The sequence below is a fragment of the Bradyrhizobium sp. CCBAU 11357 genome (assembly GCF_028128865.1).
Taxonomy (GTDB): domain Bacteria; phylum Pseudomonadota; class Alphaproteobacteria; order Rhizobiales; family Xanthobacteraceae; genus Bradyrhizobium.
The window spans coordinates 130,082-156,496 of record NZ_LBJW01000107.1; the positions used below are offsets into that span (position 1 = coordinate 130,082).

The window sequence follows — 26,415 nt, forward strand, 5'->3', positions numbered from 1 at the left end:
ATCCCCTGAGCCGGGAGGTCTGATTGACCAGAAGCCTGATTTAATCAGAACCTTGGCTCGAAACCTAGATTGGATCGCTTCGAAGGCGTGCCCCACGCGAAAGAAAACGCCTCAAAAATGAAACACCGGCCGGAGTTTATACCTCCGGCCGGTGTTTTGTACGGCTTTTACTTGCCGAGCTTGGCGAGTTCGTCCGTCAGCTCAGGAACCGCCTGGTAGAGGTCGGCGACCAGGCCGTAATCGGCGACCTGGAAGATCGGCGCGTCCTCGTCCTTGTTGATCGCGACGATCACCTTGGAGTCCTTCATGCCGGCCAGATGCTGGATGGCACCGGAAATGCCGACCGCGACATAGAGCTCGGGGGCCACGACCTTGCCGGTCTGGCCGACCTGCCAGTCGTTCGGCGCATAGCCGGCGTCGACCGCGGCGCGCGAGGCACCGACACCGGCGCCCAGCTTGTCCGCGAGCGGCTCGATGTATTTGGCAAAATTCTCGCGGCTCTGCATGGCGCGGCCGCCGGAGACGATGATCTTGGCCGAGGTCAGCTCAGGACGATCGCTCTTGGCGACTTCCTCACCGACGAAAGTCGACAGGCCCGGATCGGCCGCCGCCGTCACGGTCTCGACCGGGGCGCTGCCGCCCTCGCCCGCTGCGGCGAAGGTGGAGGTGCGGACCGTGATGACCTTCTTGGCGTCCTTCGACTTCACCGTCTGGATGGCGTTGCCGGCATAGATCGGACGCTCATACGTATCGGGCGCGACCACCTTGATGATCTCCGACACCTGCATGACGTCGAGCAGAGCGGCGATGCGCGGCATCACGTTCTTGAAGCGCGAGGTCGCCGGCGCGACGATCGCGTCATAGCCGGACGCCAGCGACACGACCAGCGCAGCCAGCGGCTCGGCGAGATCGTGCGCGTAGAGGTCGCCATCCGCGAGCAGCACCTTCTTCACGCCGGCGAGCTTGGCGGCGGCGTCCGCCGCGGCCTTGGCGTTCTGGCCGGCGACCAGCACCTCGACATCCGCGCCGAGCGCGGCTGCCGCGGTCAGGGCCTTGTTGGTGGCGTCCTTGAGCGACGCATTGTCGTGTTCGGCAATCAGAAGCGTCGTCATCAGAGCACCCCGGCTTCGTTCTTGAGTTTCGACACCAGCTCGGCGACGTCCTTGACCTTGACGCCGGCCTTGCGGCCCGCGGGCTCAGCCGTCTTCAGAACCTCGAGGCGCGCGGCGATGTCGACGCCGTAATCGGCGACCGTCTTCTCGGCGATCGGCTTCTTCTTCGCCTTCATGATGTTGGGCAGTGAGGCGTAGCGCGGCTCGTTGAGGCGGAGATCGGTGGTGACGATCGCCGGTCCTTTCAGCTTCACGGTCTGGAGGCCGCCATCGACTTCGCGCGTCACCTTGAAGTCGGAGCCTTCGACCTCGAGCTTGGAGGCGAAGGTCGCCTGCGACCAGCCGAGCAGCGCGGCCAACATCTGGCCGGTCTGGTTCGAGTCGTCGTCGATCGCCTGCTTGCCGAGAATGATCAGGCCCGGCTGCTCTTCTTCCGCAACCTTCTTCAGGATCTTGGCGACGGCGAGCGGCTCGACGGTGCCTTCCGCCTTCACCAGGATGCCGCGATCGGCGCCCATGGCCAGACCGGTGCGGATCGTCTCGGATGCCTGCGCCGGTCCGATCGAGACCACCACGACCTCGGTGGCCTTGCCGGCTTCCTTCAGGCGCAGCGCTTCCTCGACCGCGATTTCGTCGAAGGGGTTCATGGACATCTTGACGTTGGCGAGTTCAACGCCCGATCCATCGCCCTTGACGCGGACCTTGACGTTGTAATCGACCACCCGCTTTACCGGCACTAAGACCTTCATCGATCCTCTTTCACTCAATTTGGGAAGGGGGTTATCAACTGGCGCGGAACCTAAAGGCCTGATCTGCCCCGGTCAACGCGCGAACGGGTCTAATTTTGGCCTCCTGAAATGCGGGAGCGCGATGGGTCAGCGGTTCTGGCCGGGAACCCAGAGCACGTCGCCGGAACCATTGCCGTTCACGGCCCGGCTGGCCACGAACAGAAAGTCGGACAGGCGGTTCATATATTGGATGCCAGCCGCGCTGACCGGCTCGCCCGGCTGGGCCGCCAGTTCCACGATCAGGCGTTCCGCCCTGCGGCATATCGTGCGCGCCACATGCAGATGGGCCGCAGCCGGCGTGCCGCCGGGAAGCACGAAGGAGGTCAGCGGCGCGAGCTTGTCGTTGAGCGTGTCGATGTCGCGCTCGAGCCGCTCGACCTGGCTCGCCACCACCCGCAGCCGCTCCGCCTTGCCTTTGTCCTTGTCTTGGCGCTCCGGCACCGCGAGATCGGCACCAAGATCGAACAGATCGTTCTGGATCCGGCCGAGCATCGCGTCGAGCTCGGGCATCTCCCCGATGTGGACCCTGACCACACCGATCGCGGCATTGGTCTCGTCGACGGTGCCATAGGCCTCGATGCGCAGATCGTATTTGGGACGCCGCTCGCCGGTTCCGAGCGCCGTCGTGCCGTCGTCACCGGTCTTCGTGTAGATGCGATTGAGTACGACCATGCTGGTCTCCTTGGTCTTAGGGCATGATCTTGTCGGAAAACCGCTGCACACTTTTCCGGATCATGCCCTATCGTCCCATCGCCCAGACTGCGAGCATCGCGATGATGATCGCCACGAACTGAAGCAGCACGCGCCAGCGCATCAGCTTCTGCGAGGTGTTGGGCGAGCCGCCGCGCATCATGTTGATGAGCCCGAGCAGCAGTACCAGCGCCACGGCGCCGGCGGCCGCCGGCAGGATGAAAGTACTCAGGAGAGATGCCATTTGAGGCTAGATAACACCGTGCGCGCCGGTCCGCCATGGTGCCGCGACAGCCTCCGGCGTCATTCCGGGGCGATGCGAAGCATCGAGCCCGGAATGACAAGCGCGGCGCTTCGCGAACTGGCTTTTGGGCCAATAATATCAGATGGTAGCGCGATGATTTCCGATTTGCGCCCATTGCCTGTTCTCCCGATCTCTCCCTGCGCGCAGGGGGAGAGAGCAGTGCTGTAGGTGCCGCGTGAAAGCGGTCCGCTACATCTACTGCGTGCTGGAGGACGCGTTCTATACGTTCCTGGCCGACGACGGCTGGGCGATCGCAAGCCACATCGCGCTGTCGACGCTGATGGCGCTGTTCCCGTTCCTGATCGTGCTGACCTCGCTCGCCGGCTTTTTCGGCTCCAAGGAACTTGCCGACCAGGCCGCCAGCCTGATGCTCCAGATCTGGCCCAAGCAGGTCGCCGATTCGATCTCGGGCGAGGTTCATGACGTGCTGACCACCACCCGCACCGGCATTCTGACCATCGGTGCGGCGCTGTCGGTCTATTTCGCCTCCAACGGCGTCGAGGCGCTCCGGGTGGCGCTCAACCGTGCCTATGCCGTGGTGGAGATGCGGAGCTGGTACTGGCTGCGGCTCGAATCCATCGTCTATACGCTGATCGCAGCTTTCACCGCGCTCGCCATGGCGTTCCTGATCGTGCTCGGTCCGCTGATCATCGAGGCCGCGCGGCGCCACATTCCATTGTTCGTGGAATCCAACGAAAGCATTCTCACCTGGCTGCGCTACGGCATCACCATCAGTGCGCTGGTGGTGGCGCTCATCATCCTGCACGTCTGGCTGCCGGCGGGGCGGCGCAGCTTCGTCCAGATTCTGCCCGGCATCGTCTTCACCATCGTGGCGTCGCTGATATCAGGCATCGTGTTCGGACAATATCTGGCGCGCTTCGCCAACAATTACGTGACGATGTATGCGGGGCTCGCCTCGGTGATCATCGCGCTGGTGTTTCTGTACTTCATCGCCGCGATCTTCGTTTACGGCGGCGAGTTGAACGCCGCGATCATCAAGTCGCGGCTTCCTCACGGCGTGTCGCTTCAAGCAGCGCAGTCGCTAGCGCCCGCGGAGACACAGGCTTGACCAGGAAGGCGTCGGCCCCGGCTTCGCGCGAGGCGGCCTCGTCCTCGCCGCGGCCGGACACGCCGATGATCGGGATCTGAGCCAGCGGCGTCGGCAGCTTACGGATCCGCCGGATGGCCTCGATGCCGTCGATGCCCGGCAGCACCATGTCCATCAGCACCGCGTCGAACGCACCCTGCTCCAGCCGCTTCACGGCGTCCTCGCCGCGCCCGATGAACTCGGCATGATGGCCGAGCTCGGTCAGGATGGTGTTGAGCACGACGCGGCCGAACGGGTTGTCCTCGACGCTGAGCACGCGGAGCGCAGCAACCACCTCCGGCTCGCTGCCGTCCTTTGCCTTGCGGGTCTTGCCCGGTCCCGCCGCGTCCAGCGACACCGTCAATGTGAAGGTGGCGCCGCCACCGCGGCGCGGCGCGACGGTGATGTCGCCGCCCATCGCCCGCGCCAATTGCTTGACCGAGGAGAGGCCCAAGCCGGCGCCGCCGAAGCGTGAGGCAATGGTGACATTGGCCTGGGTGAAGGGGCGGAACAGCCGCTTGATCTCGGCCATGGTCAGGCCGATGCCGCTGTCGGACACCGCAAAAGCGACGCCGACCTTTCCTTTGCCCTTTGCTTTCCCTTTGGCGGGACGCCAAGGCTCGACCGCGAGCGCCACGCCGCCCTGGTCGGTGAATTTCACGGCGTTGTCGATCAGGTTCTCGAGCGCAGCGCGCAGCCGGACGGAATCACCGACCACGAGCGCGGGGATCTTCTCGGCGATCTCGACCTTGGCCTGGAGACCTTTCGCCGCGGCGCGGCCGGCCAGCGAATCGCCGGCGGTGCGGGCGAGCGCCTTGAGATCGAACAGGTCCTGCCGCGGCGTGCTGCCGCCCTTCCCGGTTTTGGCAGCATCCACGAACAGCGTGGCGAGGCTCGCCAGATGCTCGGCGCCGGCCTTGATGGTGTCGGCCCAGCGCCGCTCCCGCTCGCCGAGATCGGAGGTCGCGAGCAGGTCGCTGATCGCGAGAATGCCGGTCAGGGGGGTGCGGACCTCATGGGCAAAAGCGGCCAGCGCCGCCTGGACGACATCCGGCGCAACCGCCTTGGTGCTGCGCTTGCGCACCCGGCCGGCCGGCCCGGCCCGCTTCCGAAGCGGCCGCCGCCTGGATGTCCGGGTGGTGCGCACTGGACGCGTCTTCGCCGCCATGAATCCCCTTCGAAGTACCCTCTTCGAACCCCGCGCGGCCAAGCATGGCACGGAGGAACGCCCGGAGTCACGGCGACGTTGAGCTAACCCCCAGAGAAACTTAACCTAATCCCACCAGCTGGCGGATCGCGGCAGGCGTGAGGCCGGCCGCGCGCAATTCGCGCAGCCCGGTCGAGCGACCCGATTTCGACAGCTTCCGACCCGCCTCATCGCGAATCAGCCGGTGATGGCGATAGGCCGGCTCGGGCAGGCCGAGCAGGACCTGGAGCAGGCGGTGCACCGCGGTGGCGTGAAACAGGTCCTGCCCCCGCACGATCTCGCTGACGCCCTGGAGCGCGTCGTCGACGACAACCGAGAGATGGTAGCTGGTCGGCGTCTCCTTGCGGGCCAGGATGACGTCGCCCCAGGCCTCCGGCCGCGCCGGGACGATGCCGCGCTCGCCATCCGGCCCCTCGCCGAGTTCGTTCCAGCTCAGACCGGCGACGCGGCGGCAGGCGGCCGCCATGTCGAGCCGCAGCGCATAGGGCGCGCCCGAGGCGATCAGCTGCGAGCGCTCGTCGGCCGAGAGTGATTTGGCGGCGCCCGGATAAAGCGGCGCGCCGTCGGGATCGCGCGGCCACGGCCCGTCGACCTCGCGCGCCGCCACCAGCGTTGCGATCTCGGCGCGGCTTTCGAAGGCGGGATAGACGAGACCGAGCGCCGAGAGCTTTTCCAGCGCGGCGCGATAATCGGCGAGATGTTCGGACTGCCGCCGCACCGGTGTCTCCCAGGCAATTCCGAGCCAGGCGAGATCCTCGTAGATCGCCGTCTCATAGTCCGGCCGGCAGCGCGTCGCGTCGATGTCCTCGATCCGCAGCAACAGAAGCCCGCCGGTCTCTCGCGCGCCATCGAAGTTGAGCAGCGCGGAATAGGCGTGGCCGAGATGCAGGAAGCCGTTCGGGCTCGGGGCGAATCGGAAAACGGGTGGCATTGTGCGATAGATCTCGTCATGGCCGGGCTTGTCCCCGGCCATTCCCGTTCTTCGGTACCACAGACCGATCGTGTCAACCCCACGAACAAGCGCCACGACCACCGCTCATGCTACACAGTGCCTCGCGGTGAGAAAGACGTGGATCGCCGGGACAAGCCCGGCCATGATGCCGGAGAGAGCCCGCCAAATACCATGACCATCCACCTCGAAACCCAGTCCGATCTCGAAGAGGCCGTTCACGCGCTGATCAAGCGCGATCCGCGTCTCAAATCCGTGCTCGAGATCGCGGGCATGCCGGCGTTGCGGCGGCGCGAGCCGGGTTTTACGGGGCTCGCGCACATCGTCTGCGGGCAACAGCTCTCCACCGCGAGTGCCGCGGCGATCTGGGGACGGCTGTCGGCGGCGTTCGATCCGTTCGATCATGAGGCAGTGCGCCGCGCCCGCACCGACCGGCTGGGACGGCTCGGCCTCTCCGCCGCCAAGATCAAGACGCTCAAGCATCTCGCCCGCGAGATCGCCGCGCAACGGCTGAACCTCGACGTGCTCGCGGAGGAAGATGCCGACGCGGCGCACCACACCCTGATCGCGCTGCCCGGCATCGGCCCCTGGACGGCCGACGTCTACCTCTTGTTCTGCCTCGGCCACGGCGATGCCTGGCCGGCCGGCGACCTCGCCGTGCAGGAAGGCATCCGCATCGGGCTCGGCCTCAAGGCGCGGCCGACGGAGAAGCAGATGGCGCCGATCGCCGAGCCCTGGCGTCCGCTGCGCGGTGCTGCGGCGCATCTGTGGTGGAGCTATTACCGCGCGGTGAAGAAGCGCGAGGGCGTGCTCGCGGGCCAAGCCTGATCATGACAGATGCGGTGTCCCGGACGCGGTGCGGCACGAAGTGACGCGCCGCAGAGCCGGGACCCATGTGTGTCGCGAGATGGATGCATGGGCCCCCGGATCAGCAGCGCGACCCTGCGTGCTGCGCTACGTCCGGGGCACCAGACCCTAACCGCGCAGCCGCGCGCGGTCGGTCCGGGCGCATTCGGCGACGAATTCGATCACGGCGCGCACCGCCGGCAGCTCGACGAGGTCGGGATGGGCCAGCAGCCAGAGGTCCGCGACGCTGGCGAGCTTCTGCGGGGCGACGCGCACGAGATCGGAATAGGCTTCGGCGACGAAGCACGACAGCGCGGAGATTCCGATGCCGGCGCGGACCGCCGCCAGCATGTCCCCCTGGGACGAGCAGCGCATCGCCACCCTCGCCTGCCGCGTGACGACGTCGCTCCAGCGCGCAAGCTGCGCATTGGACGTCTGATCGGCGAAGCCGATGACGCTGTGCTCCTTCCAATCGCCGCGCCGTTCAGGTAGGGGCCGCCCGGCGGCATAATCGCGCGAGGCATAGAAGCCCGTGCCGAGACGGCCGATCTTGCGGCCGACCAGGTTCTCCTCGCCGCTGTCGAAGGGCCGCAGCACCACGTCCGCCTCACGCCGGCGCACGCTCGCCGGAAACGGATGGGTGATGATCTCGAGCTGGATATGATCGTGCGCACGCAGGAAGGCAGGCAGACGCGGCATCAGCCAGTGCGAGGCGAGCGTCGCGCCGATCGACAGCTTGACGATGCCGCGCGCCTTGTGTCCACCCGCGGCGACTGCGGTCTCGGCCCGCAGCGCTGCGGCCGCCATGGCCTCGGCGTGCTCGCGCAAGGTCCGCCCATCCGCGGTCAGCGCCAGGCCGTCGGCGGCGCGCGCCACCAATCGGGTGCCGAGCTGGGCTTCAAGCGCCGCGATCTTGCGGCTGACGGTGGGATGGCTGGTGTGCAGCCGGCGGGCCGCGGCGGTGAAGCTGCCGGTATCGGCGACCGCGACGAAGGTCTTGCAAAGGTCCCAATCCATCGGCGGCCTTGTTCATACCTGAATGATGATCCGTTCATTATTGAACGGTCCGGCCGCGCCGTCCAACCTTATAATGGGATCAAATCCGCGGCCCCGGGCGGCCCATCCGCCCGCGCGACAATCAAAACGGAAACGCCTCGTCATCCGCCCGCCGGCGGGGCCGCGTTTCGGGAGGACATGATGGCACTGCCCACTCTCTTGAAGGATTCGCTCGAGCTGCCCGTGGTCGGCTCGCCGCTGTTCATCGTCTCCGGCCCGGAACTGGTGATCGCCCAGTGCAAGGCCGGCGTCGTCGGCTCCTTTCCCGCGCTCAATGCCCGCCCGGTCGAGATGCTTGGCGAATGGTTGAGCCGGATCGAGGACGAGCTCGGCGAATACAAATCGCGCAATCCCGGCAACAAGGTCGCGCCCTACGCCGTCAACCAGATCTGCCATGCCTCCAATGACCGGCTGATGAAGGACATGGAGACCTGCGTCAAGCACAAGGTGCCGATCATCATCACCTCGCTGCGGCCGCCGGCGGAGATCGTCGAGGCCGCGCATTCCTATGGCGGGCTGGTGTTCCACGACGTCATCAACGTCAAGCACGCGCGCAAAGCCGCCGAGCAGGGCGTCGACGGCCTGATCCTGGTCTGCGCCGGCGCGGGCGGACACGCCGGCACGCTGTCGCCGTTCGCGCTGGTGCGCGAGGTCAAGCAATGGTTTGGCGGCGCCATCCTGCTGTCGGGCGCGATCAGCGACGGCTATGCCATCGCCTCGGCGCTGACGCTGGGTGCAGACCTCGCCTATATGGGCACCCGCTTCATCGCGACGCAGGAAGCCAATGCGGATGAGACCTACAAGTCGGCGCTGACGCAGCACGCCGCGCACGACATCGTCTACACCAACCTGTTCACCGGCGTGCACGGCAACTATCTCGGCCCCTCGATCGCAGCCGCCGGCCTCGATCCGGACAATCTCCCCGCCGCAGACAAATCGAAGATGAATTTCGGCTCCGGCGGCAACATGAAGTCCAAGGCGTGGCGCGACATCTGGGGATCGGGCCAGGGCATCGGCCAGATCACCGATGTTCCTTCCGTGGCGGAGCTTGTCGGCCGCATGAAGCGTGAATTCGATCAGGCGAGAGAAGATTTCCTGATGCGCGTCAGCGCCTGAAGGCGTGGTCCGACAACAGGATTGGACTGGCAACAAAAACGGGAGGACATCATGAAGCTGGCAGCCGCATTGATCGGCCTGTCCCTGCTGGCGCTCGCCGGCGGCGGCGCCCATGCCGAAGGCACGGACGAGATCCGCATCGGACAGACTCTGCCCTATAGCGGCCCGGCCTCCGGCTTCGGCGCGATCGGCCGGACGCAGGAGGCGTTCTTCGAGAAGATCAATGCCGAAGGCGGCATCAACGGCCGCAAGGTCAAGTTCATCACGCTGGACGACGCCTATTCGCCGCCGAAGACGGTGGAGCAGACCCGCAAGCTCGTCGAGCAGGACGAGGTGCTGATGTTGTTCGGCTCGCTCGGCACCGCCACCAACAGCGCCGTGCAGCGCTACCTCAACGGCAAGAAGGTGCCGCAGCTGTTCGTGCTTTCGGGCGCGACCAAATGGGCCGATCCGCAGAAATATCCGTGGACCATGCCCGGCATGGCCGCCTATGAATCCGAGGGCGTCGTCTACGCCAAGCACGTGCTGCGCACCAAGCCGGGCGCCAAGATCGCCATCCTCTCCCAGAACGACGATTTCGGCCGCGACTATGTCGCCGGCTTCAAGCGCGCGCTCGGCGACAAGGCCGCCGGCATGATCGTTGCGGAAGCAACCTACGAGACCAGCGCGCCGACGATCAGCTCGCAGCTCTCGACCCTGAAGTCATCGGGCGCCGACGTGCTGTTCGGTGTCGTGCTCGGCAAGTTCACCTCGCAGATGATCAAGGGCGTCGCCGAGATCGGCTGGAAGCCCGAGCTGTTCTTCGTACCGACCTCGGCCTCGTCGATCTCGTTCCTGGAGCCGGCCGGACTCGACAACGCCGTCGGCCTGATCTCGTCGAGCAACCAGAAAGACACGATGGACCCGCAATGGGCCAGCGATCCCGGCGTGAAGGAATATTTCGCCTTCATGAAGCAGTACATGCCGAATGCGGACCTCTCCAACTCCAACTATGCGGCCGGCTACCACTACGCGACGCTGCTGATGACGGTGCTGAAGGGATGCAAGGATGATTTCAGCCGCGACAACATCCTGCGTCAGGCCGCCTCGCTGAAAGAGGTGAAGCTGCCGCTGCTGCTGCCCGGCATGTCCGTCACCACCGGCCCCGACGACTATCTGCCGTTCCAGCAGCTGCAGCTGCGGCGCTTCAACGGCAAGAGCTGGGTCGGCTTCGGCGACGTGCTGGACGACCGCTAGCCTCGAACGGAATAGGACAGACCATGATCATCAGCGGCGAACGCCGGATCGGCTATGACGAGATCCAGGCGCGCATCAAGCGCGCGGCGAGCGGGCTGCGCACCCTCGGCCTTGCCGAAGGCGCGCCGGTTGCCATGATGCTGCGCAACGACTTCGCCTTGTTCGAGGTGGTCGCGGCCTCGGCCGCACTGGGCAGCCCCGTGGTGCCGATCAACTGGCACCTGAAGGCCGAGGAGGTCCGCTATATCCTGACCGACAGCGGCGCGAAGATCCTGATCTGCCACGCCGACCTGCTGCCGCAAATCCACGGCGGCATTCCGGAGGATGTCCGCCTGCTCGTGGTCGCGACACCGCCCGAGCTGGCGGCGACTTTCGCCATTCCCCATGAGCTGACCGAGGTCCCGGCGGGCCTCACCGATTGGGACCGCTGGCGCGACGGCCACACCGAAACTCAGGAGCCGCCGCGGCGTGCCGCGGCCATGATCTACACCTCGGGGACAACAGGCATGCCGAAAGGCGTGCGCCGCATGCCGATGCCGCCGGAGCAGGCCGCCGCCTCCGAACGGGTCGGCGCGATCGCCTATGGCATCAAGCCGCGCGAGGACCAGGTCGTGCTGATCAACGGCCCGATGTATCACTCGGCGCCGCATTCCTATGGCATGATGGCCTTCCGCAACGGCTGCACCATCGTCCTCCAGCCCCGCTTCGATGCCGAGGAGCTGCTGGCGCTGATCGAGCGCCACCGTGTGACGCATATCCACATGGTGCCGACCATGTTCGTGCGCCTGCTGCGCCTGCCCGATGCGGTCAGGCAGCGCTACGACCTATCATCGCTGCGCTTCGTCGTGCATGGCGCGGCGCCCTGCCCGCCCGAGGTGAAGCGGGCCATGATCGAATGGTGGGGACCGGTCATCAACGAATATTTCGGCTCGACCGAGACCGGCATCCCGGTCTGGCACTCGGCGGAAGAAGCGCTGAAGAAGCCCGGCACGGTCGGCCGCGCCATCGAAGGCGGCATCGTCCAGATTTTTCGTGACGACGGCAGCCTCTGCGACGTCAATGAGGTCGGCGAGATCTACATGCGCCAGACCGCGGTGCCCGATTTCGACTATCACGGCAAGGCGCAGGCGCGCGCCGAAGCCGGGCGCGACGGGCTCGTCAGCGTCGGCGACGTCGGCTATCTCGACGAGGACGGCTATCTGTTCCTGTGCGACCGCAAGCGCGACATGGTGATTTCGGGCGGCGTCAACATCTATCCCGCCGAGATCGAGAACGTGCTGATCGCCATGCGAGGGGTGCGCGATTGCGCCGTGTTCGGCATTCCCGACGCGGAATATGGCGAGCGGCTGTGCGCCTGCATTGAGCCGGAGAAAGGGGCGCAGCTCTCCGCCCCCGCCGTGCAGTCTTTCCTGCGCGAGCGACTGGCCAACTTCAAGGTGCCGAAGGAGGTCAAGTTCCTGGATGCGCTGCCCCGCGAGGCAACCGGAAAGATCTTCAAGCGCAAGCTGCGCGATCCCTATTGGGCGGACCAGAGGCCGGGCGGCGCTTAAGTCGTTCTCCCGCCGCGGCCCGCGCGTGGAATGCCGGGGCATATTCCGTCCGGGCAGGGCCGCATGCCGGCCTCGCTCGGGTTCGCGGCTTTTGGCGGGCGGCGAAACCGTATAGCGTTCGATCTCTGAGGAAACGCCGCGAAGACGGCCATGAGGTCGCGCATGCTGGACCGGACGCAGGATATTTCCATCGCCGTACAGGCCTGGCTCGACGACTTCGAGCGCACCTTAAGCAGACCTGATCCCGCGACGCTGGACCCGCTCTTCCTCGCCGACGGCTTCTGGCGCGACGTGCTGGCGCTGAGCTGGAACCTGCAGACTGTCGCGGGCCGCGATGCGATCACGCAGGAGCTGACAGCGCGCGCGCCCAAGGCGGCGCCGACCCATTTCAGGATCGCTCCGAACCGGGCGCCGCCGCGCTGGGTGACGCGCGCCGGCACCAACAGCATCGAAGCGATCTTCCACTTCGAGACCGCGATCGGCCGCGGCAGCGGCATCGTGCGGCTCATCCCTGACACGGCCGACGGCGACCGCCTGAAGGCATGGACGCTACTGACCGCGCTCGACGAGCTCAAAGGCTTCGAGGAACAGCTCGGCACCTCGCGCCCGCGCGGCCAGGCCTATTCGCGTGACTTCCGCGGGCCGAACTGGCTCGACCAGCGCAACGCCGCGCGCGCCTATGCCGAGCGCGATCCGGTCGCGCTGGTGGTCGGCGGCGGCCAAGCCGGGCTCGCCATTGCGGCGCGGCTGAAGCAGCTGCAGGTCGATACCCTGATCGTCGATCGCGGGATGCGGATCGGCGACAATTGGCGCAAGCGCTATCACGCACTGACCCTGCACAACCAGGTGCAGGTCAATCACCTGCCCTACATGCCGTTTCCGCCGAACTGGCCGGTCTATATCCCCAAGGACAAGCTCGCCAACTGGTTCGAGGCCTATGTCGACGCCATGGAGCTGAACTTCTGGACCGGCACCGAGTTCGAGGGCGGCGCCTATGACGAAGCGAAGGGCCATTGGAACCTCACGCTGCGGCGTGGCGATGGCAGCAAGCGGACCATGCATCCGCGCCATGTCATCATGGCGACCGGTGTCAGCGGCATCGCCAACATTCCGGACATTCCGGCGCTCGACAATTTCAAGGGCACGCTGCTGCATTCCAGCCGCTACGAGGACGGCGAGAATTGGACCGGCAAGCGCGCGATCGTCATCGGCACCGGCAACAGCGGTCACGACATCGCGCAGGATCTTCATTCCAGCGGCGCCGAGGTGACGCTGGTGCAGCGCTCGCCCACGCTGGTCACCAACATCGAGCCGTCGGCGCAGCTGGCCTATGCGACCTACAATGAGGGCACGCTCGAGGACAACGATCTGATTGCGGCCTCGATGCCGACGCCGCTCGCGAGGAAGACGCATGTGATGCTGACCGAGCAGTCGAAGCAGCTCGACAAGGAGCTGCTCGACGGCCTCTCGCGCGTCGGCTTCAAGCTCGATTTCGGCGAGGCCGGCACCGGCTGGCAGTTCAAATACCTCACCCGCGGCGGCGGCTATTATTTCAACGTCGGCTGCTCCAACCTGATCGTCGAGGGCAAGATCGGGCTCAGGCAGTTTTTCGACATAGAAAGCTTCAACGCCGACGGCGCGCGGATGAGGGACGGCTCGATCATTGCCGCCGACCTGATCGTGCTCTCGACCGGTTACAAGCCGCAGGACTATCTGGTGCGCAGGCTGTTCGGCGATGGCATCGCCGACCGCGTCGGCCCGATCTGGGGTTTTGGCGACGGCTTCGAGCTGCGCAACATGTATGCGCGCACCAAGCAGCCCGGCCTCTGGTTCATCGCGGGGAGCCTTGCGCAATGCCGGATCAACTCGAAATATCTGGCGCTGCAGATCAAGGCGATCGAGGAAGGGATTTTGCCAAGGGCTGTGGCTACGCCGCTGAGCACAGCTTGAGCAACACCGTCATTGCGAGCGTAGCGAAGCAATCCAGAATTTTTCCGAGGAGACAGTCTGGATTGCTTCGCTGCGCTCGCAATGACGACGCGGATGCAGACGTGCACGGCAGAAGCAACTAAAGGAAAGGACCACCCATGCCAGCCATTCTCGGCAGCGGCGAGCACCGTTACCGCGTCGTCGACAACTTCGCGAAATTGCCGGACGGCTGGCAGCTCACCGACGTCGCCTCGGTCGCGGTCGACAGCAAGGACCGCGTCTACGTCTTCAACCGTGGCGCCCACCCGATGGTGGTGCTGGACCGCGAGGGCAATTTCCTGCGCAGTTTCGGCGAAGGCCTGTTCTCGCGCGCGCACGGCCTGCACATCGATGCCGACGACAATCTCTATTGCACCGACGACGGCGACCATACCGTGCGCAAATGCACCACCGACGGCAAGGTGCTGCTGACGATCGGCATCCCCGCAAAGCCGGCACCGTTCATGAGCGGCGAGCCGTTCCATCGCTGCACCCACACCGCACTGTCGCCGAAGGGCGAGATCTACGTTTCCGACGGCTATGGCAATGCGCGCGTGCACAAATTCACACCCGATGGCAAGCTGATCAAGAGCTGGGGCGAGCCGGGCACCGATCCCGGCCAGTTCAACATCGTGCACAATATCGCGACCGATGCCGACGGCTGGGTCTATGTCGCCGATCGCGAGAACCACCGCGTCCAGGTGTTCGACGGCGAGGGCAAGTACGAGACGCAGTGGAACAATCTGCACCGCCCCTGCGCGCTGTGCTGCTGCGGCGGGGCCAAGAGCCCGACCTTCGTGATCGGCGAGCTCGGCCCCGGCCTCGCCATCAACCGCAATGTGCCCAATCTCGGGCCGCGGCTGTCGATCGTGGACGCCAGGGGAAATCGCATCGCGCGGCTCGGCGGCGAGGAGGGGCCGGGCGTCGCCAGCGGAAAATTCCTGGCGCCACACGGCATCGCGCTGGACTCGAAGGGCGATATCTATGTCGGCGAGGTCGGCGTCACCAATTGGGAGACCAGCTTTCCGGACCAGGAGATGCCGGCTGCGGTGCGCGCGACGCGCTGCCTGCAGAAGCTGGAGCGGGTAGCGGAATGAGGCAACGGCGCCGGCCCGGCGGTTCCGGGCCAGGCCTTGCCCGGCCCTCCGAATCACGGCGTTTTTGGGCACTTCGCCACCCCGCCGCCGCATTGGCCGCGGCTGAATAAGTCGCTCAACGGGCTTCACAATCCCGTCACGCTGCATGTAGTATGTCAATACATGCTGCTTCGCAGCGTACATTGGAGGCCGGGAGCGTTACTTGAACGCACATGTCTCGCAAGGCAGTTGGCCGGTGTTGGTGCTGAATGCGGACTTCCGGCCGCTGAGTTACTACCCACTGTCGTTGTGGTCGTGGCAAGACGCGATCAAGGCGGTGTTCCTCGACCGCGTCAACATCGTCGCACATTACGATCAGGCGGTTCGAAGTCCTACGCTGGAAATGCAGCTGCCCAGCGTCGTCTCGCTCAAGTCCTTCGTTAAGCCGACCACCCACCCCGCCTTCACCCGCTTCAACGTCTTCCTGCGCGATCGTTTCGCCTGCCAATATTGCGGCTCGCCCGAAGACCTCACCTTCGATCACATCATCCCGCGCAGCAAAGGCGGCCAGACCACCTGGGAGAACGTGGTCGCGGCGTGCTCGCCATGTAATTTGCGCAAGGGCAACCTCACTCCGGCGCAGGCAAAAATGTTTCCGCGCCAGACCGCGTTCGCACCAACCGTGCACCAGCTCCACCGCAACGGTCGCCTCTTCCCGCCTAACTATCTGCACGACAGCTGGCTGGACTATCTCTACTGGGATACGGAGCTGGATCCGTAAGGGCGAGCTGGCGCGCTCTGCTCTCCTCGCTGCAACGCCAGCGTCACGCAGAGGCAGAGAGAGCCGATCGTCGCGTCGCGCCGTGTCCATCCCCAGCGCTTAGACTAGCAGGCCGGCGCGGGCCGCTCCACCTCGGCTGGATGCGGGCCATCGCGGAGCAAGGAACCCGAAGCTCCCCACGACCGTTCAGACCGTGGCCAGGCACGCTCGCCTGCGCACGTTCCGCCACAAATGAGGGAAGGCCATGCCCACACCCGAGCACGATCACGTCTACAAGCTCCTGGACCTCGTCGGATCGTCCGAGACCTCGATCGAGGATGCGATCAAGAACGCCATCAGCCGCGCCTCGAAGACTGTTCGCGAGATAAGATGGTTCGAGGTCGTGCAGACGCGCGGCCATGTCGAGAACGGCGCCGTGCGTCATTTTCAGGTGACGCTGCGCGTCGGCTTCACGTTGGAAGGATGAAGCCTTAGGCTGGAGCGTGGTTAACATCCGCTGACGCGAATGAACCAAGATATATCGATGGTTCCCCCGGTCCAGTACAGACCCCGCACAATCATCGCGGATATTGCAATAGGCCGTTAAGGCGAAAGTGAGAGGTTTGCTCCGATTTGGAGCAAGCCTGATGGTCACGAGCCGCGAACTCGGCAAGACGCGCCTTCCGCTCTGGGCGGCCGGATTCGTCGTGTTGATTTGCGTGACCATCCTCGGCCTGAGTGCCTGGCGCGAATGGGAGGCGCGCAACGCCGATCTGAGGAACGCCGAGATCGACGTCGCCAACGTTGCTCATTCGCTGATCCAGCATGCGGACGACACGTTCGAGCTTGCCGACACGATTCTTGTCGGGCTGGTCCACCGGCTCGAACTCGACGGGACGGGTCCGGACACGATTACGAAGCTCCAGGCCTATCTGCCGACCCGCAAATCATCGGACCGCATCCGCGGCATCTTCGTCTATGATGGGACCGGCCGCTGGCTCGCCACGACGGAGCGCCTCGACTTCTCCAAGCTCAACAACAGCGACCGCGAATATTTCCAGCGCCATCGCGATTCTCCGGACGCGGGCACGCTCATCGGGCGGCCCATCAAGAGCCGCTCCGGCGGCCAGTGGATCATCACGGCATCCCGCCGGATCAACGATTCCGACGGCGGCTTCGCCGGCGTTGCCCTGCTCACGATTGACGTCAGCTATTTCGTCAAGTTCTACGAGCGGTTCGACATCGGGCCGAACGGCTCGGCATCTCTGCTCAACGGCAGCGGCATCATGCTGGCGCGCAGCCGCGACGAAAGCGGCGCCTTCGTCGGACGCGACCTGTCCGATGCGCCCTTGTTCAGAAGCTGGAAGAGCCGCCCCGCCGCGGCGGTTTATTATTTCAAATCGCCGCTCGATGGCGTGGCGCGGCTGAGCTATTACCAGCGCAGCAGCCGCTATCCGCTGATGGTGCTGGCGAGCAAGTCGCAGGACGACGTACTCGCCCCCTGGCGGCGCGCAGCAGCAACACGCATGAGCTTCGTTCTCGGACTCGTGCTCTTGATCGCGGTGATCGGCTACTATCTCGTCCGTCAGCTACTACAGCGGCAGCGCACGGCACAGGCCCTGGTCGCCAAGGAAGCCAATTTCCGCCTGCTGGCCGAACAATCCAGCGACATGGTAACCCGCATCGGGCTCGATAACCGGCTGCTCTACGTCTCTCCCTCCTGCGCGCGCATCACCGGCTGGTCGGCCGAAGAACTGCTGGGCACCTCGGCGCTGGCCGGCATTCACGCGGACGACATGGAACGGGTTGAGCAGGCCATCGCCGCGCTGAAGAAAGGCGAGGCTGAGGAAGCGCGGTTCGTCTATCGGCAGCGTCATCGCGACAAGGGCGAGATCTGGGCTGAGGCGGCCCTGCACGTGACCGTGGCGTCCGACAGCGGCGTGATCGACGGCGTCGTCGCGGTCGTGCGCGACATGACCGAGCAGAAGGATCTTCAGGACAAGCTCGCCTCGCTGGCAACCACCGACGGTCTCACCGGCCTCGCCAACCGCCGCGCCTTCGACGACCGCCTTGCCGACGAATGGGCGCGGGCTCGCCGCGACGGAACGCAGCTCTCGCTGCTGCTGATCGATGTCGATCATTTCAAGAAATTCAACGACCTCTACGGGCATCTGGCGGGCGACGCCTGCTTGCGCGCGCTGGCCCGGATTCTATCCGCCCAGGCCAGGCGTCCAGCCGACCTCGCGGCGCGCTATGGCGGCGAGGAATTCGCCGTGCTGCTGCCGAACACCGGCCCCGAAGGCTGCGCCGAGGTTGGAGAAGCGATTCGCCAGGCGTTGCACGATCTCGCCATGCTGCATGCGCAAAATCCGCCTTCCCGGCTCGTGACTGCGAGCGTCGGCGGCGCCGCGGCTCTTCCGTCCCAGACTGCGATGGATTCTAGCACGCTGGTCGCCGCCGCCGACCGTGCGCTCTACGCCGCCAAGGAGAGCGGCCGAGACCGGCTGGTGATGTCGGGCCAGGTGATCCCATGGCCCGCGAAAACCGCGTGAGCTGACGGCCGGATTTGCCGCTCGCGATCCGGCAGGATATGACCGTAGGCACGGCTCGATACTTGGCCGGTCCGAGAGATTCTGCTGTGACCGATGCGATCAAGCTCGTCCTGTTCGACATGGACAACGTCCTGTGCGACTACGACAGGGGCAAGCGCGTCGCATGTCTCGCCGAGCTTGCGGGATCGACCGGCCAAGCCGTCCACGCCGCAATCTGGGACAATGGCTTTGAAGCGCTCGGCGATTGCGGCACGCTCGATGCCTCCGACTATCTGCGCGGCTTCGGCGAACGGATCGGCTGCCCGTAATAGTTGCACAATGTCATTCACTCCCTCTACCTCGCCCTCGCTTGCACACCGATTTCCGAATGGCTACATCCAGACGCGACATTGGCTTGCCGCCGATCTCGGGAATTCAGTTGCGTGCGGTCCTTCCGCGTCGTGAGGGGATGTGGACGACACAGCGTTGAACGTGAGCATGGCGGCAGACATTCCCGGGCGCGGCCCGGAGGCGCTCGCGCGATTGCGCGCGATGACGATCGACATCTGCGAGGTCATTCCGCATACCGCGGAGGACGATTTTCATGTCACCACCGTGACGATGATGACTCGCAACGCGTTGCTGATCGACACGCGTGCCACCGACCAGGATTATGACCGCTCGGCCGCACACGTCGCCCGCGGCGTCATGGATCATTTTCAGATCACCCTCTGCCTTGAGGGCGAGATGAAGTTCGGCTCGGGCCGGCGCGAGGTCACGCTGCGGCCCGGCGACATCGTCCTCATCGACATGGCGCAACCGAACCGGACCGCGCTGCGCGCCGCGGGCGGCCGCACCCACCTGATGACGATCGTCCTGCAACGCGCGATGCTGGCACCGCGGCTCGCCCATCCGGATGCGGCGACGGCAACTCTGCTGCCCTCGGACCATCCTCATGCCCGCCTGCTCGCCAGCCACTACGCCGCGCTCGCCTTGCGCTCCGGGCCCGGGACAGCCACCGCGACCGGCCATGCCGAGGCCACGGTCGAGGCGATCGCCGACCTCGTCGCGGCCGCAGCCGGCGGGACGGCTGAAATCGTCGCGAGCCTCGAGCGCGCCGAGCGCCATCTTTACATCACGCTGATCAAGCGCCACATCGCGAACAATCTCGAAACCGATGCGCTCACCGCGGAAGAGCTCTGCCGCCATTTCCAGATCTCGCGCGCGACCCTCTACCGGCTGTTCGAGGCCGAGGGCGGACTTGCCCATTATGTGCGGGAGCAGCGGCTCAATCTCGCGTTTCGGCGGTTGATATCGCCGTCCGCGCAGGACGGCCCCCTGATCGAGCTCGCCGTCGACATGCGCTTCAGCAGCGATTCCACCTTCATTCGCGCATTCCGCCGCAAGTTCGGCCTGACGCCGGGCGAACTCAGGGAGTTGGCCGACGCCTGGCTGCGTGAGACCGGAGCGGTGCCGGCCGTCGACACGGTGCTGCATCAACTCGCGCGGCGGCGCGGATCGCGGCCGTAGCGGGATTTGTCGCCCGCGTTCCGGCGGGATATGAGTGCACTCACGGCCGATGTTCGGCCAATCCGCGAGTGCCGCCGTGACTGACGTCATCAAGCTCGTCCTGTTCGACATGGACAACGTCCTATGCGATTACGACAGGGGTAAGCGCGTCGCATGTCTCGCCGAGCTTGCGGGGACGACCAGCGAAGCCGTCCACGCGGCAATCTGGGACAGTGGCTTTGAAGCGCTCGGCGATTCCGGCACGCTCGAGGCCGCGGACTATCTGCGGGGCTTCGGTGAGCGCATTGGCTATCCGTTGTCGCTCGACGAGTGGGTCGAGGCGCGGCGCCGCTCAATGCAGGCGGATCGCGCGATGCTGGAGATTGCTGGGCGCTTGCGGCAAACCGTCGATATAGCGGTCCTGACCAACAATACCACGCTGGTCGCCGACCACATCGACACGCTGCTGCCAGACCTGCGTCCACTGTTCGGCTCGCGGATCTATGCCTCGGCCCAATTCAAGACGGCCAAGCCGGACCCGCGCTGCTATCGCCTCTGTCTTTCGGATCTCGACGTGAGGCCGGAAGCCGTCCTGTTCGTCGACGACCTCGCGGCCAACGTCGCCGGCGCGCGAAAGGCGGGCCTGTTCGCGCATCATCACACGTCCGTGCAGGCTTTCAGGCAGGCTCTTTCGGAACATGGACTGCTTCATGGATGAACAAGCGTAGGGTGCGGAAGCGCGCGCAAGCGCTAATGGCCGCCCTACGGATTCATGGCACTACGCCAGATGGCACGCCACGAAGTGCCCGCCCGCGCCCTCCTTCAACACCGGCGCGCTTTCCGCGCAGCGCGGCTGGGCGATCGGGCAGCGGGTGTGGAAGTGACAGCCGGAGGGCGGCTTCATCGGGCTCGGCACGTCGCCCTTGAGGCGGATGCGCTCGCGCTTCAGCTTGGGATCGGGCACCGGCACCGCCGACAGCAGCGCCCTGGTGTAGGGATGCTGCGGGTTGCGATAGAGATCGCTGGCCTTGGCGAGCTCGACGATGCGGCCGAGATACATCACCGCGACGCGGTCGGAGATGTGCTCGACCACCGAGAGGTCGTGCGCGACGAAGAGATAGGTCAGGTTCAGCTCGGCCTGGAGGTCTTCCAGGAGGTTGATCACCTGCGCCTGGATCGACACGTCGAGCGCGGAGACCGGCTCGTCGCAGACGATCAGCTTCGGTTCCACCGCAAGCGCACGGGCGATCACGATGCGCTGGCGCTGGCCGCCGGAGAATTCGTGCGGATAGCGGCGCATGTGCTCGGCCTTGAGCCCGACCTTGACCAGGAGGCCCGCAACGCGCTCCTCGCGCTCTTTCGGGGAGGAGGCAAGATTGTGGATGGTGAAGGCCTCGCCGAGAATGGCGCCGACTGTCATGCGCGGATTGAGCGAGGCGAACGGATCCTGGAACACCAGCTGCATGTTGCGCCGCATGGCGCGCAGATCGTTGCCTCCGAGCTTGCGCACGTCCTGGCCGTCGAAGACGACCTCGCCGTCGGTCGGCTCGATCAGGCGCAGCACGCAGCGCCCGGTCGTCGACTTGCCGCAACCGGATTCGCCGACCAGGCCGAGCGTCTCGCCGCGGTTGACCGAGAACGACACGCCGTCGACCGCATAGACAGTGCCGACCTGGCGCGACAGCAGGCCGCCGAGCACAGGAAAATGTTTCTTCAGGCCGCTGACGCGGAGCAAGGGCTCGCTCATGACGCGGCTCCCAGGTTCGGATCGCCGAGATGACAGGCCATGCGGTGACCGGGCGCGATCTCGCGCAGCAGCGGCTCCTTCTCGGTGCAGACATTCATGGCGAACTTGCAGCGCGGCGCGAAGCGGCAGCCGACCGGCGGGTTGATCAGGATCGGCACCGAGCCGCCGATCGCCTCGAGCCGCGTCTTGTGCTCGCTGTCGAGATCGATGCGCGGGATCGAGCGGATCAGGCCTTGCGTATAGGGGTGACGGGGATCGCCGAAGAGATCGTCGACGGGCGCCTCCTCCACCACCTTGCCGGCATACATCACGACGACCCGCTGCGCGGTCTCGGCGACGACGCCCATGGCATGGGTGATCAGCATCACCGCCATGCCGAAGCGGTCCTTCATGTCCTGCAACAGGTCGAGGATCTGTGCCTGGATGGTGACGTCGAGCGCGGTGGTGGGCTCGTCGGCGATGATCAGCTTCGGCTTGCAGGCAAGCGCCATCGCGATCATCACGCGCTGGCGCATGCCGCCGGAGAACTGATGCGGATAATTGTGCACGCGGCCTTCGGCATTGGGGATCTGCACCAGCTTCAGCATCTCGATCGTGCGCTCGAGCGCCTGCTTCTTGGTCACCGCTTCGTGCCGCCGCAGGCTCTCGGCGATCTGCTCGCCGATCGTGAGCACCGGGTTGAGCGAGGTCATCGGCTCCTGGAAGATGAAGCCGATCTCCTTGGCGCGGATCTCGTCGAGCTGATTGCTGGTCAGCGGCACGAGATCGCGCCCCTCGAAGATGATCTGGCCTGCCGCGATCCGCCCCGGCGGCATCGCGATCAGCTTCAGGATCGACATCGCGGTCACGGTCTTGCCGCAGCCGGATTCGCCGACGACGCAAAGCGTCTCGCCCTTGTTGATGGAGATGTCTACGCCGTCGACGGCCTGGAGGATGCCGTCGTCGGTGGAGAAGTGGGTTTTCAGGCCCTTGATCTCGAGCAGCGGCGCCATCAGATCACCCGTCGCGCATCGAGCGCGTCGCGCAGACCATCACCCATGAAGTTGATGGCCACCACCGCGATGAAGATCGCGCCGCCCGGGAACAGCGCCCAGTGCGGGCCGATGTCGAGAAAATCCTTGGCATCAAACAGCAGCCGGCCCCAGGTCGGGGTATCCGGCGGGAAGCCGAGGCCGAGGAAGGACAGCGTCGATTCCGCGATGATCGCGGCGGCGACGTCGATGGTGCCGGCGATGATCACCGGGCCGACCGCATTGGGCAGGATGTGCCGCACCACCTGCCGCACCGGGCTGGCGCCGAGCGCGCGCGCGGCTTCGACGAACTCCTTCTCGCGGAGCGACAGGAACTGGGCACGCACCAGCCGCGCCACCGGCATCCAGCGCAGGCCTCCGATCACGAGCACGATCAGGATGAAGATGCCGCCTTCGGGCCCGAACACCTGCTTCAGCCCGTCGCGGAACAGATAGATCAGCAGCAGGAGCAGCGGCAATTGCGGCAGCGACAGGAACAGATCGGTGAGCCACATCAGCCCGTGCCCGAGCGCGCCGCGCGACATGCCGGCGAGCGCGCCGATCAGCGTGCCAATGATGACGGCGACCAGCATCGCGGCGAGCCCGACCGCGAGCGAGATGCGGCCGCCGTAGATCATGCGCGCCAGGATGTCCTGGCCGAGATCGTCGGTGCCGAAGGGATGAGCGAGCGACGGACCCTGCAGGCCCGCGACGATGTCGATCTCGTTGATCTTCACGCGCCACACGAACGGCCCAAGCAAGACGGCGAGCACCAGGATGAGGAGCAGGACAGCGCTGACCACCGCGAGCCGGTGGCGGCTGTAGCGTCGCCATGCTTCGCGCCAGGGCGAATAGGCGCGCCGCTCAGCGGAGGGAGATGCGAGGGTCAAGCCAGCCATAAAGGACGTCCGCGATGAGATTGAACAGCACGACCAGGCACGCGAAGACGAAGGTCACGGCCATCACCACCGGCGTGTCGTTGGAAAGGATGGAGGAGATCAGCAGCGAGCCGATGCCGGGAATGCGGAAGATCTGCTCGGTGACGATGGCGCCGCCGAACACCGCGGGCATCTGCAACGCGATCAGCGTCACCACGGGGATCATGGCGTTGCGCATCACGTGCTTGACGATCACGGTGGCCTGGCCGAGGCCCTTGGCCCGCGCCGTGGTGACGTAGTCGAGCCGGATGACGTCGAGCATCGCCGAGCGCACGAAGCGCGTCATCGACGCCGCCTGGAACAGGCCGAGCACCGCCACCGGCATGATCGCCTGACGGATCATCTCGAGCACCCAGCGGATGCCGGTCGCCTTGATGTCGGTGGTGTAGACGAAAGGCAGCCAGTCCAGCGTGACCGAGAAGATCAGGATGAACAGGATGCCGGTGAAGAAGGTCGGCAGCGAGAAACCGACGAAGGCGAGCGTATTCGCGATCTGGTCGAACAGCGAATACGGCCTGGTCGCGGCGTAGACGCCGACCGGAATCGCGATCAGCAGCGCCAGGATCTGCGCCGAGCCGATCACGTAGAGTGTGGCCGGCAGGCGCTGCAGAATCAGCGTGTCGACGTTCATCCGGCTGACGAAGGAGAAGCCCCAGTCGCCGTGCAGCATGGCGTTGAGCCAGTGCAGGTACCGGAGGTAGATCGGATCGTCGAGACCAAACTTGGCCCGGAGCGCCGCCTGCACTTCGGGCGGCACGTTCGGATTGGTGGCCAGTTCCGAGAACGGATCGCCGGGCGCGAGCGCGAGCACGACGAACAGCACCAGCGAAATCGCCAGCAGGCTCGGAACGGCAATCAGGAGGCGACGCAGGACATACTGACTCATAGGGAAGAATCCCGTTTAGCCTGCGCTCATGCCTCCCGGTACCAGTCCTGAATGTTGTCGGTCCGATTGGCCCAGCCCGAGAGCGCCGGCCGCAACGTGTTGGAGCAGGCATCCACCAGCAGGCGATGCATTACCGGAATGAACACGGTGTCCTGCCACAACAGGTCGTTGCACTTGATGTAGAGCGCGGCGCGCTTGACCGGATCGGTCTCCGTCTCGGCCGCAGCAATGGCGTCATCATACTCCTTGTTGACGTAGCGCGGGAAGTTCTGCCCCTGCCATTTGTTCTCCTTGGTGGCCACATTGGCGGAGATGTAGCGGCGCATGTGCAGGGCCGGATCCGGCTGCGTCATCGGGATCTGGAACTCCTCGATGTCGGCATAGAACTTGGGGTAGGTGTCCGGGTTGGCGACGTCGGACGAGAAAAAGACCGAGGCAACGACCGATTTCAGTTCCACGTCGATGCCGGCCTTCTGGCAGGCCTGCTTGACGATGGCCTGGGTCTTCTGGCGCGGACCGTTGGTCGAGGTCTGGTACAGAAGCTTGAATTTCTTGCCGTCTTTCTCGCGGATGCCGTCGGCGCCGACCTTCCAGCCGGTGTCATCGAGCATCTTCGACGCCTTCTCGACGTTGAACTCCCACGAGGTGTTCTTGGAGACGAACTTCTCGGGACCGTTGAGGTAGTTGGCCGTGGTGCGTCCGGCCCGGCCGTAGATCGCTTTCTTGACGGACTCGCGGTCCACGAGCAGGGCGAGTGCCTTGCGCACGTTCGGATCCGACAGGATCGGGTGCTTGGTCTTGATCGAGGATCGCTCGCCGTCGATCTCGACGTTGGGGTCGGTGAAATTGATGGCGATGAACTCGATGTCGCCACCGGTGGCATAGACGGTCTTGCCCTTGCCGCCCTTCTCCAGACGCAGCAGCACGTCGTCTTCGACCTGCATGTTCCAGGCGAAATCGAATTCGCCGGTCTGGATCACCGCGCGCGCCGCCGAGACGGCATCGCCGCCGCCCTTCATCTCGATGGTATCGAAATGCGGACGATTGGGCATGTGATAGTCGGGATTGAGCTCGCCACGGACCACATCGCCCGGCTTGAACTCGACGAATTTATAGGGACCGGTGCCCACCGGGGACAGATTGTTCGGCGCCTCGCGGGACTTCGAGCCCTTGTAGTCGGCAAACAGATGCTTCGGGATGACGCATCCATAAGCCCCGACGAACGCGTTGGCCCAGAACGGCGTCGGGGTCTTGAACAGGATGCGAATCGAAAGATCGCTGACCTTCTCGACCGTGATGTCACCATAGGTGCTGATGCTGACGGCAGCCGTGGCAGGATCGCTGGCGTATTGCCAGGTGAACACGAAGTCGTCGGCAGTCAGCGGTTTGCCATCATGCCATTTGACTCCCGGCTTGATTTTCCAGACCACCGACTTGGCATCGGCGGCGAGACCGCCGTTTGCAACCGAGGGAATCTCCGCAGCGAGGATGGGGTTGAGATTGCCGTCGGCGTCCCAGCTCGCGAGCGGTTCGTAGAAAACCCGCGATCCGTCCTGGTCCTTGGTGCCGGTGGCGAAATGCGGATTGAGTAGCGTCGGCCCCTGCCACCACAGCACCTTGAGAGGCCCGCCGCCCCCGCGCTTGGTCGGCTTGTAGACCGCCGGGCTCTGCGCCATGGCAACGCCGCCGAGCGCGAGGAGCTGGTTGGCAAGGGGAGCGGTGAGACCGACCGCGGCGAGACGCTTGACGAAGGCGCGGCGGTCCATCCGCCCGTCCTTCACCTGACCGATCATCGAACGCAGCTCTTTGTCCAGCATGGTTGTCCCCCGTCTGGTTCCGGCATGGATGCAGGCGGCCGCTCGCGACCGCCGGGTTTGGCTGGCGGTAGATGGCACACCGAATGGGGTGCACGTCAACTGGGACCGTGTGTATGCAAACGGTCTTCTGGCTGTCCGTTGGGCAAAATTGCGCTCCGCAGCCCATCCGTTCGGCAATCCAGCAGCAAAATCTGCTGGATTGCGCGCTGCACTGCGGAAAATTTGTTCGCTG

The 26,415-nt window shown here is 65.3% G+C and carries 24 protein-coding genes and 1 pseudogene; 13 read left to right on the plus strand and 12 right to left on the minus strand.

The genetic code is table 11. The features are described 5' to 3' along the window. Positions 1-167: 167 nt before the first annotated feature. From XI05_RS25975 to XI05_RS25990, 4 genes are all read right to left on the minus strand, one after another. Positions 168-1,112, minus strand: a complete 945-nt coding sequence (locus tag XI05_RS25975; protein WP_271507098.1) for an electron transfer flavoprotein subunit alpha/FixB family protein — start codon at positions 1,110-1,112, stop codon at positions 168-170. Beyond that, positions 1,112-1,861, minus strand: coding sequence for an electron transfer flavoprotein subunit beta/FixA family protein (locus XI05_RS25980; RefSeq protein WP_260381133.1), 750 nt, complete (start codon positions 1,859-1,861; stop codon positions 1,112-1,114). Before XI05_RS25980 ends, XI05_RS25975 begins: the two co-directional genes overlap by 1 nt. Positions 1,862-1,987: 126 nt before the next feature. After that, positions 1,988-2,572 (minus strand): cob(I)yrinic acid a,c-diamide adenosyltransferase, encoded by a 585-nt coding sequence (locus XI05_RS25985; RefSeq protein ID WP_271507100.1) that lies wholly within the window; start codon positions 2,570-2,572, stop codon positions 1,988-1,990. 67 nt (positions 2,573-2,639) lie between these two features. After that, the gene (locus XI05_RS25990; protein WP_028178512.1) at positions 2,640-2,834 is read right to left on the minus strand and encodes a twin transmembrane helix small protein; all 195 of its coding nucleotides are present in this window, start codon (positions 2,832-2,834) and stop codon (positions 2,640-2,642) included. Positions 2,835-3,069: 235 nt separating this feature from the next. Here XI05_RS25990 and XI05_RS25995 point away from each other — a divergent pair, with 235 nt between their 5' ends. Further along, complete coding sequence (locus tag XI05_RS25995) at positions 3,070-3,963, plus strand: YihY/virulence factor BrkB family protein (RefSeq protein ID WP_271507102.1); 894 nt, start codon at positions 3,070-3,072, stop codon at positions 3,961-3,963. Here the strand turns inward: XI05_RS25995 and XI05_RS26000 are convergent. Both XI05_RS26000 and gluQRS read right to left on the minus strand, forming a co-directional pair. After that, positions 3,890-5,149 (minus strand): ATP-binding protein, encoded by a 1,260-nt coding sequence (locus XI05_RS26000; RefSeq protein ID WP_271507104.1) that lies wholly within the window; start codon positions 5,147-5,149, stop codon positions 3,890-3,892. The two genes, XI05_RS25995 and XI05_RS26000, sit on opposite strands and share 74 nt — an antisense overlap. A gap of 100 nt (positions 5,150-5,249) precedes the next feature. Beyond that, entirely contained in the window at positions 5,250-6,119 is an 870-nt protein-coding gene (gluQRS, locus tag XI05_RS26005) for a tRNA glutamyl-Q(34) synthetase GluQRS (RefSeq protein WP_271507292.1), read from the minus strand. A gap of 192 nt (positions 6,120-6,311) precedes the next feature. Here gluQRS and XI05_RS26010 point away from each other — a divergent pair, with 192 nt between their 5' ends. Next, entirely contained in the window at positions 6,312-6,965 is a 654-nt protein-coding gene (locus XI05_RS26010; RefSeq protein ID WP_271507294.1) for a DNA-3-methyladenine glycosylase family protein, read from the plus strand. A gap of 147 nt (positions 6,966-7,112) precedes the next feature. Here the strand turns inward: XI05_RS26010 and XI05_RS26015 are convergent, their stop codons facing one another. Continuing rightward, complete coding sequence (locus tag XI05_RS26015; protein ID WP_271507107.1) at positions 7,113-8,000, minus strand: LysR family transcriptional regulator; 888 nt, start codon at positions 7,998-8,000, stop codon at positions 7,113-7,115. Positions 8,001-8,180: 180 nt separating this feature from the next. On the opposite strand from XI05_RS26015, the gene XI05_RS26020 reads away from it, so the two are divergent. From XI05_RS26020 to XI05_RS26070, 11 genes and pseudogenes are all read left to right on the plus strand, one after another. Next, on the plus strand, positions 8,181-9,155 hold the full coding sequence (locus tag XI05_RS26020; protein ID WP_271507109.1) for an NAD(P)H-dependent flavin oxidoreductase: 975 nt from the start codon (positions 8,181-8,183) through the stop codon (positions 9,153-9,155). 51 nt (positions 9,156-9,206) lie between these two features. Next, positions 9,207-10,391, plus strand: coding sequence for an ABC transporter substrate-binding protein (locus XI05_RS26025; protein WP_271507111.1), 1,185 nt, complete (start codon positions 9,207-9,209; stop codon positions 10,389-10,391). A 23-nt stretch (positions 10,392-10,414) separates the two neighbouring features. Next, positions 10,415-11,941: an acyl-CoA synthetase gene (locus XI05_RS26030; protein WP_271507113.1), complete on the plus strand. Its 1,527-nt coding sequence runs from the start codon at positions 10,415-10,417 to the stop codon at positions 11,939-11,941. A gap of 162 nt (positions 11,942-12,103) precedes the next feature. After that, positions 12,104-13,891 carry a flavin-containing monooxygenase gene (locus XI05_RS26035; RefSeq protein ID WP_271507115.1) on the plus strand — a complete coding sequence of 596 codons (1,788 nt, stop codon included), beginning with the start codon at positions 12,104-12,106 and terminating at the stop codon, positions 13,889-13,891. A 137-nt stretch (positions 13,892-14,028) separates the two neighbouring features. Next, positions 14,029-15,006, plus strand: coding sequence for a peptidyl-alpha-hydroxyglycine alpha-amidating lyase family protein (locus XI05_RS26040; RefSeq protein WP_271507117.1), 978 nt, complete (start codon positions 14,029-14,031; stop codon positions 15,004-15,006). Positions 15,007-15,208: 202 nt separating this feature from the next. Continuing rightward, positions 15,209-15,766, plus strand: a complete 558-nt coding sequence (locus XI05_RS26045; RefSeq protein ID WP_025033554.1) for an HNH endonuclease — start codon at positions 15,209-15,211, stop codon at positions 15,764-15,766. Positions 15,767-16,010: 244 nt separating this feature from the next. After that, positions 16,011-16,232, plus strand: coding sequence for a dodecin (locus XI05_RS26050; RefSeq protein ID WP_271507119.1), 222 nt, complete (start codon positions 16,011-16,013; stop codon positions 16,230-16,232). Positions 16,233-16,392: 160 nt separating this feature from the next. After that, positions 16,393-18,297: a sensor domain-containing diguanylate cyclase gene (locus tag XI05_RS26055; RefSeq protein WP_271507121.1), complete on the plus strand. Its 1,905-nt coding sequence runs from the start codon at positions 16,393-16,395 to the stop codon at positions 18,295-18,297. A 58-nt stretch (positions 18,298-18,355) separates the two neighbouring features. Next, positions 18,356-18,602: pseudogene (locus tag XI05_RS26060) on the plus strand (HAD family phosphatase); the annotation flags it as partial. A 172-nt stretch (positions 18,603-18,774) separates the two neighbouring features. Beyond that, entirely contained in the window at positions 18,775-19,806 is a 1,032-nt protein-coding gene (locus XI05_RS26065) for a helix-turn-helix domain-containing protein (RefSeq protein WP_271507125.1), read from the plus strand. Between the two features lie 49 nt (positions 19,807-19,855). Beyond that, on the plus strand, positions 19,856-20,503 hold the full coding sequence (locus XI05_RS26070; protein ID WP_333940004.1) for an HAD family hydrolase: 648 nt from the start codon (positions 19,856-19,858) through the stop codon (positions 20,501-20,503). A 60-nt stretch (positions 20,504-20,563) separates the two neighbouring features. Here the strand turns inward: XI05_RS26070 and XI05_RS26075 are convergent, their stop codons facing one another. From XI05_RS26075 to XI05_RS26095, 5 genes are read right to left on the minus strand one after another with little or no spacing between them, the layout of a single operon-like run. Then, positions 20,564-21,532: an ABC transporter ATP-binding protein gene (locus XI05_RS26075; RefSeq protein WP_172785984.1), complete on the minus strand. Its 969-nt coding sequence runs from the start codon at positions 21,530-21,532 to the stop codon at positions 20,564-20,566. Further along, a complete protein-coding gene (locus tag XI05_RS26080; RefSeq protein ID WP_172785985.1) occupies positions 21,529-22,524 on the minus strand; it encodes an ABC transporter ATP-binding protein in 996 nt (331 codons plus the stop codon). Before XI05_RS26080 ends, XI05_RS26075 begins: the two co-directional genes overlap by 4 nt. Then, entirely contained in the window at positions 22,524-23,441 is a 918-nt protein-coding gene (locus tag XI05_RS26085) for an ABC transporter permease (RefSeq protein WP_172785986.1), read from the minus strand. Before XI05_RS26085 ends, XI05_RS26080 begins: the two co-directional genes overlap by 1 nt. Next, a complete protein-coding gene (locus XI05_RS26090; protein ID WP_172785987.1) occupies positions 23,407-24,366 on the minus strand; it encodes an ABC transporter permease in 960 nt (319 codons plus the stop codon). The genes XI05_RS26085 and XI05_RS26090 overlap by 35 nt, the downstream gene beginning before the upstream one ends. 26 nt (positions 24,367-24,392) lie before the next feature. After that, a complete protein-coding gene (locus XI05_RS26095) occupies positions 24,393-26,183 on the minus strand; it encodes a peptide ABC transporter substrate-binding protein (RefSeq protein WP_271507129.1) in 1,791 nt (596 codons plus the stop codon). Between the last annotated feature and the right edge of the window lie 232 nt (positions 26,184-26,415).

What these genes read in the sequence shown, in the direction of transcription:
- XI05_RS26050 (WP_271507119.1), top strand. Translation starts at nt 16,011, where the DNA reads ATGCCCACACCCGAGCACGATCACGTCTACAAGCTCCTGGACCTCGTC.
- XI05_RS26030 (WP_271507113.1), top strand. Translation starts at nt 10,415, where the DNA reads ATGATCATCAGCGGCGAACGCCGGATCGGCTATGACGAGATCCAGGCG.
- XI05_RS26015 (WP_271507107.1), bottom strand. Translation starts at nt 8,000, where the DNA reads ATGGATTGGGACCTTTGCAAGACCTTCGTCGCGGTCGCCGATACCGGC.
- XI05_RS26020 (WP_271507109.1), top strand. Translation starts at nt 8,181, where the DNA reads ATGGCACTGCCCACTCTCTTGAAGGATTCGCTCGAGCTGCCCGTGGTC.
- XI05_RS25990 (WP_028178512.1), bottom strand. Translation starts at nt 2,834, where the DNA reads ATGGCATCTCTCCTGAGTACTTTCATCCTGCCGGCGGCCGCCGGCGCC.
- XI05_RS25980 (WP_260381133.1), bottom strand. Translation starts at nt 1,861, where the DNA reads ATGAAGGTCTTAGTGCCGGTAAAGCGGGTGGTCGATTACAACGTCAAG.
- XI05_RS26000 (WP_271507104.1), bottom strand. Translation starts at nt 5,149, where the DNA reads ATGGCGGCGAAGACGCGTCCAGTGCGCACCACCCGGACATCCAGGCGG.
- XI05_RS26035 (WP_271507115.1), top strand. Translation starts at nt 12,104, where the DNA reads ATGCTGGACCGGACGCAGGATATTTCCATCGCCGTACAGGCCTGGCTC.
- XI05_RS26025 (WP_271507111.1), top strand. Translation starts at nt 9,207, where the DNA reads ATGAAGCTGGCAGCCGCATTGATCGGCCTGTCCCTGCTGGCGCTCGCC.
- XI05_RS26055 (WP_271507121.1), top strand. Translation starts at nt 16,393, where the DNA reads ATGGTCACGAGCCGCGAACTCGGCAAGACGCGCCTTCCGCTCTGGGCG.
- XI05_RS26085 (WP_172785986.1), bottom strand. Translation starts at nt 23,441, where the DNA reads ATGGCTGGCTTGACCCTCGCATCTCCCTCCGCTGAGCGGCGCGCCTAT.
- XI05_RS26070 (WP_333940004.1), top strand. Translation starts at nt 19,856, where the DNA reads ATGTTCGGCCAATCCGCGAGTGCCGCCGTGACTGACGTCATCAAGCTC.
- XI05_RS26090 (WP_172785987.1), bottom strand. Translation starts at nt 24,366, where the DNA reads ATGAGTCAGTATGTCCTGCGTCGCCTCCTGATTGCCGTTCCGAGCCTG.
- XI05_RS26065 (WP_271507125.1), top strand. Translation starts at nt 18,775, where the DNA reads ATGGCGGCAGACATTCCCGGGCGCGGCCCGGAGGCGCTCGCGCGATTG.
- XI05_RS25985 (WP_271507100.1), bottom strand. Translation starts at nt 2,572, where the DNA reads ATGGTCGTACTCAATCGCATCTACACGAAGACCGGTGACGACGGCACG.
- XI05_RS26040 (WP_271507117.1), top strand. Translation starts at nt 14,029, where the DNA reads ATGCCAGCCATTCTCGGCAGCGGCGAGCACCGTTACCGCGTCGTCGAC.
- XI05_RS26075 (WP_172785984.1), bottom strand. Translation starts at nt 21,532, where the DNA reads ATGAGCGAGCCCTTGCTCCGCGTCAGCGGCCTGAAGAAACATTTTCCT.
- XI05_RS26080 (WP_172785985.1), bottom strand. Translation starts at nt 22,524, where the DNA reads ATGGCGCCGCTGCTCGAGATCAAGGGCCTGAAAACCCACTTCTCCACC.
- XI05_RS25975 (WP_271507098.1), bottom strand. Translation starts at nt 1,112, where the DNA reads ATGACGACGCTTCTGATTGCCGAACACGACAATGCGTCGCTCAAGGAC.
- gluQRS (WP_271507292.1), bottom strand. Translation starts at nt 6,119, where the DNA reads ATGCCACCCGTTTTCCGATTCGCCCCGAGCCCGAACGGCTTCCTGCAT.
- XI05_RS26095 (WP_271507129.1), bottom strand. Translation starts at nt 26,183, where the DNA reads ATGCTGGACAAAGAGCTGCGTTCGATGATCGGTCAGGTGAAGGACGGG.
- XI05_RS26010 (WP_271507294.1), top strand. Translation starts at nt 6,312, where the DNA reads ATGACCATCCACCTCGAAACCCAGTCCGATCTCGAAGAGGCCGTTCAC.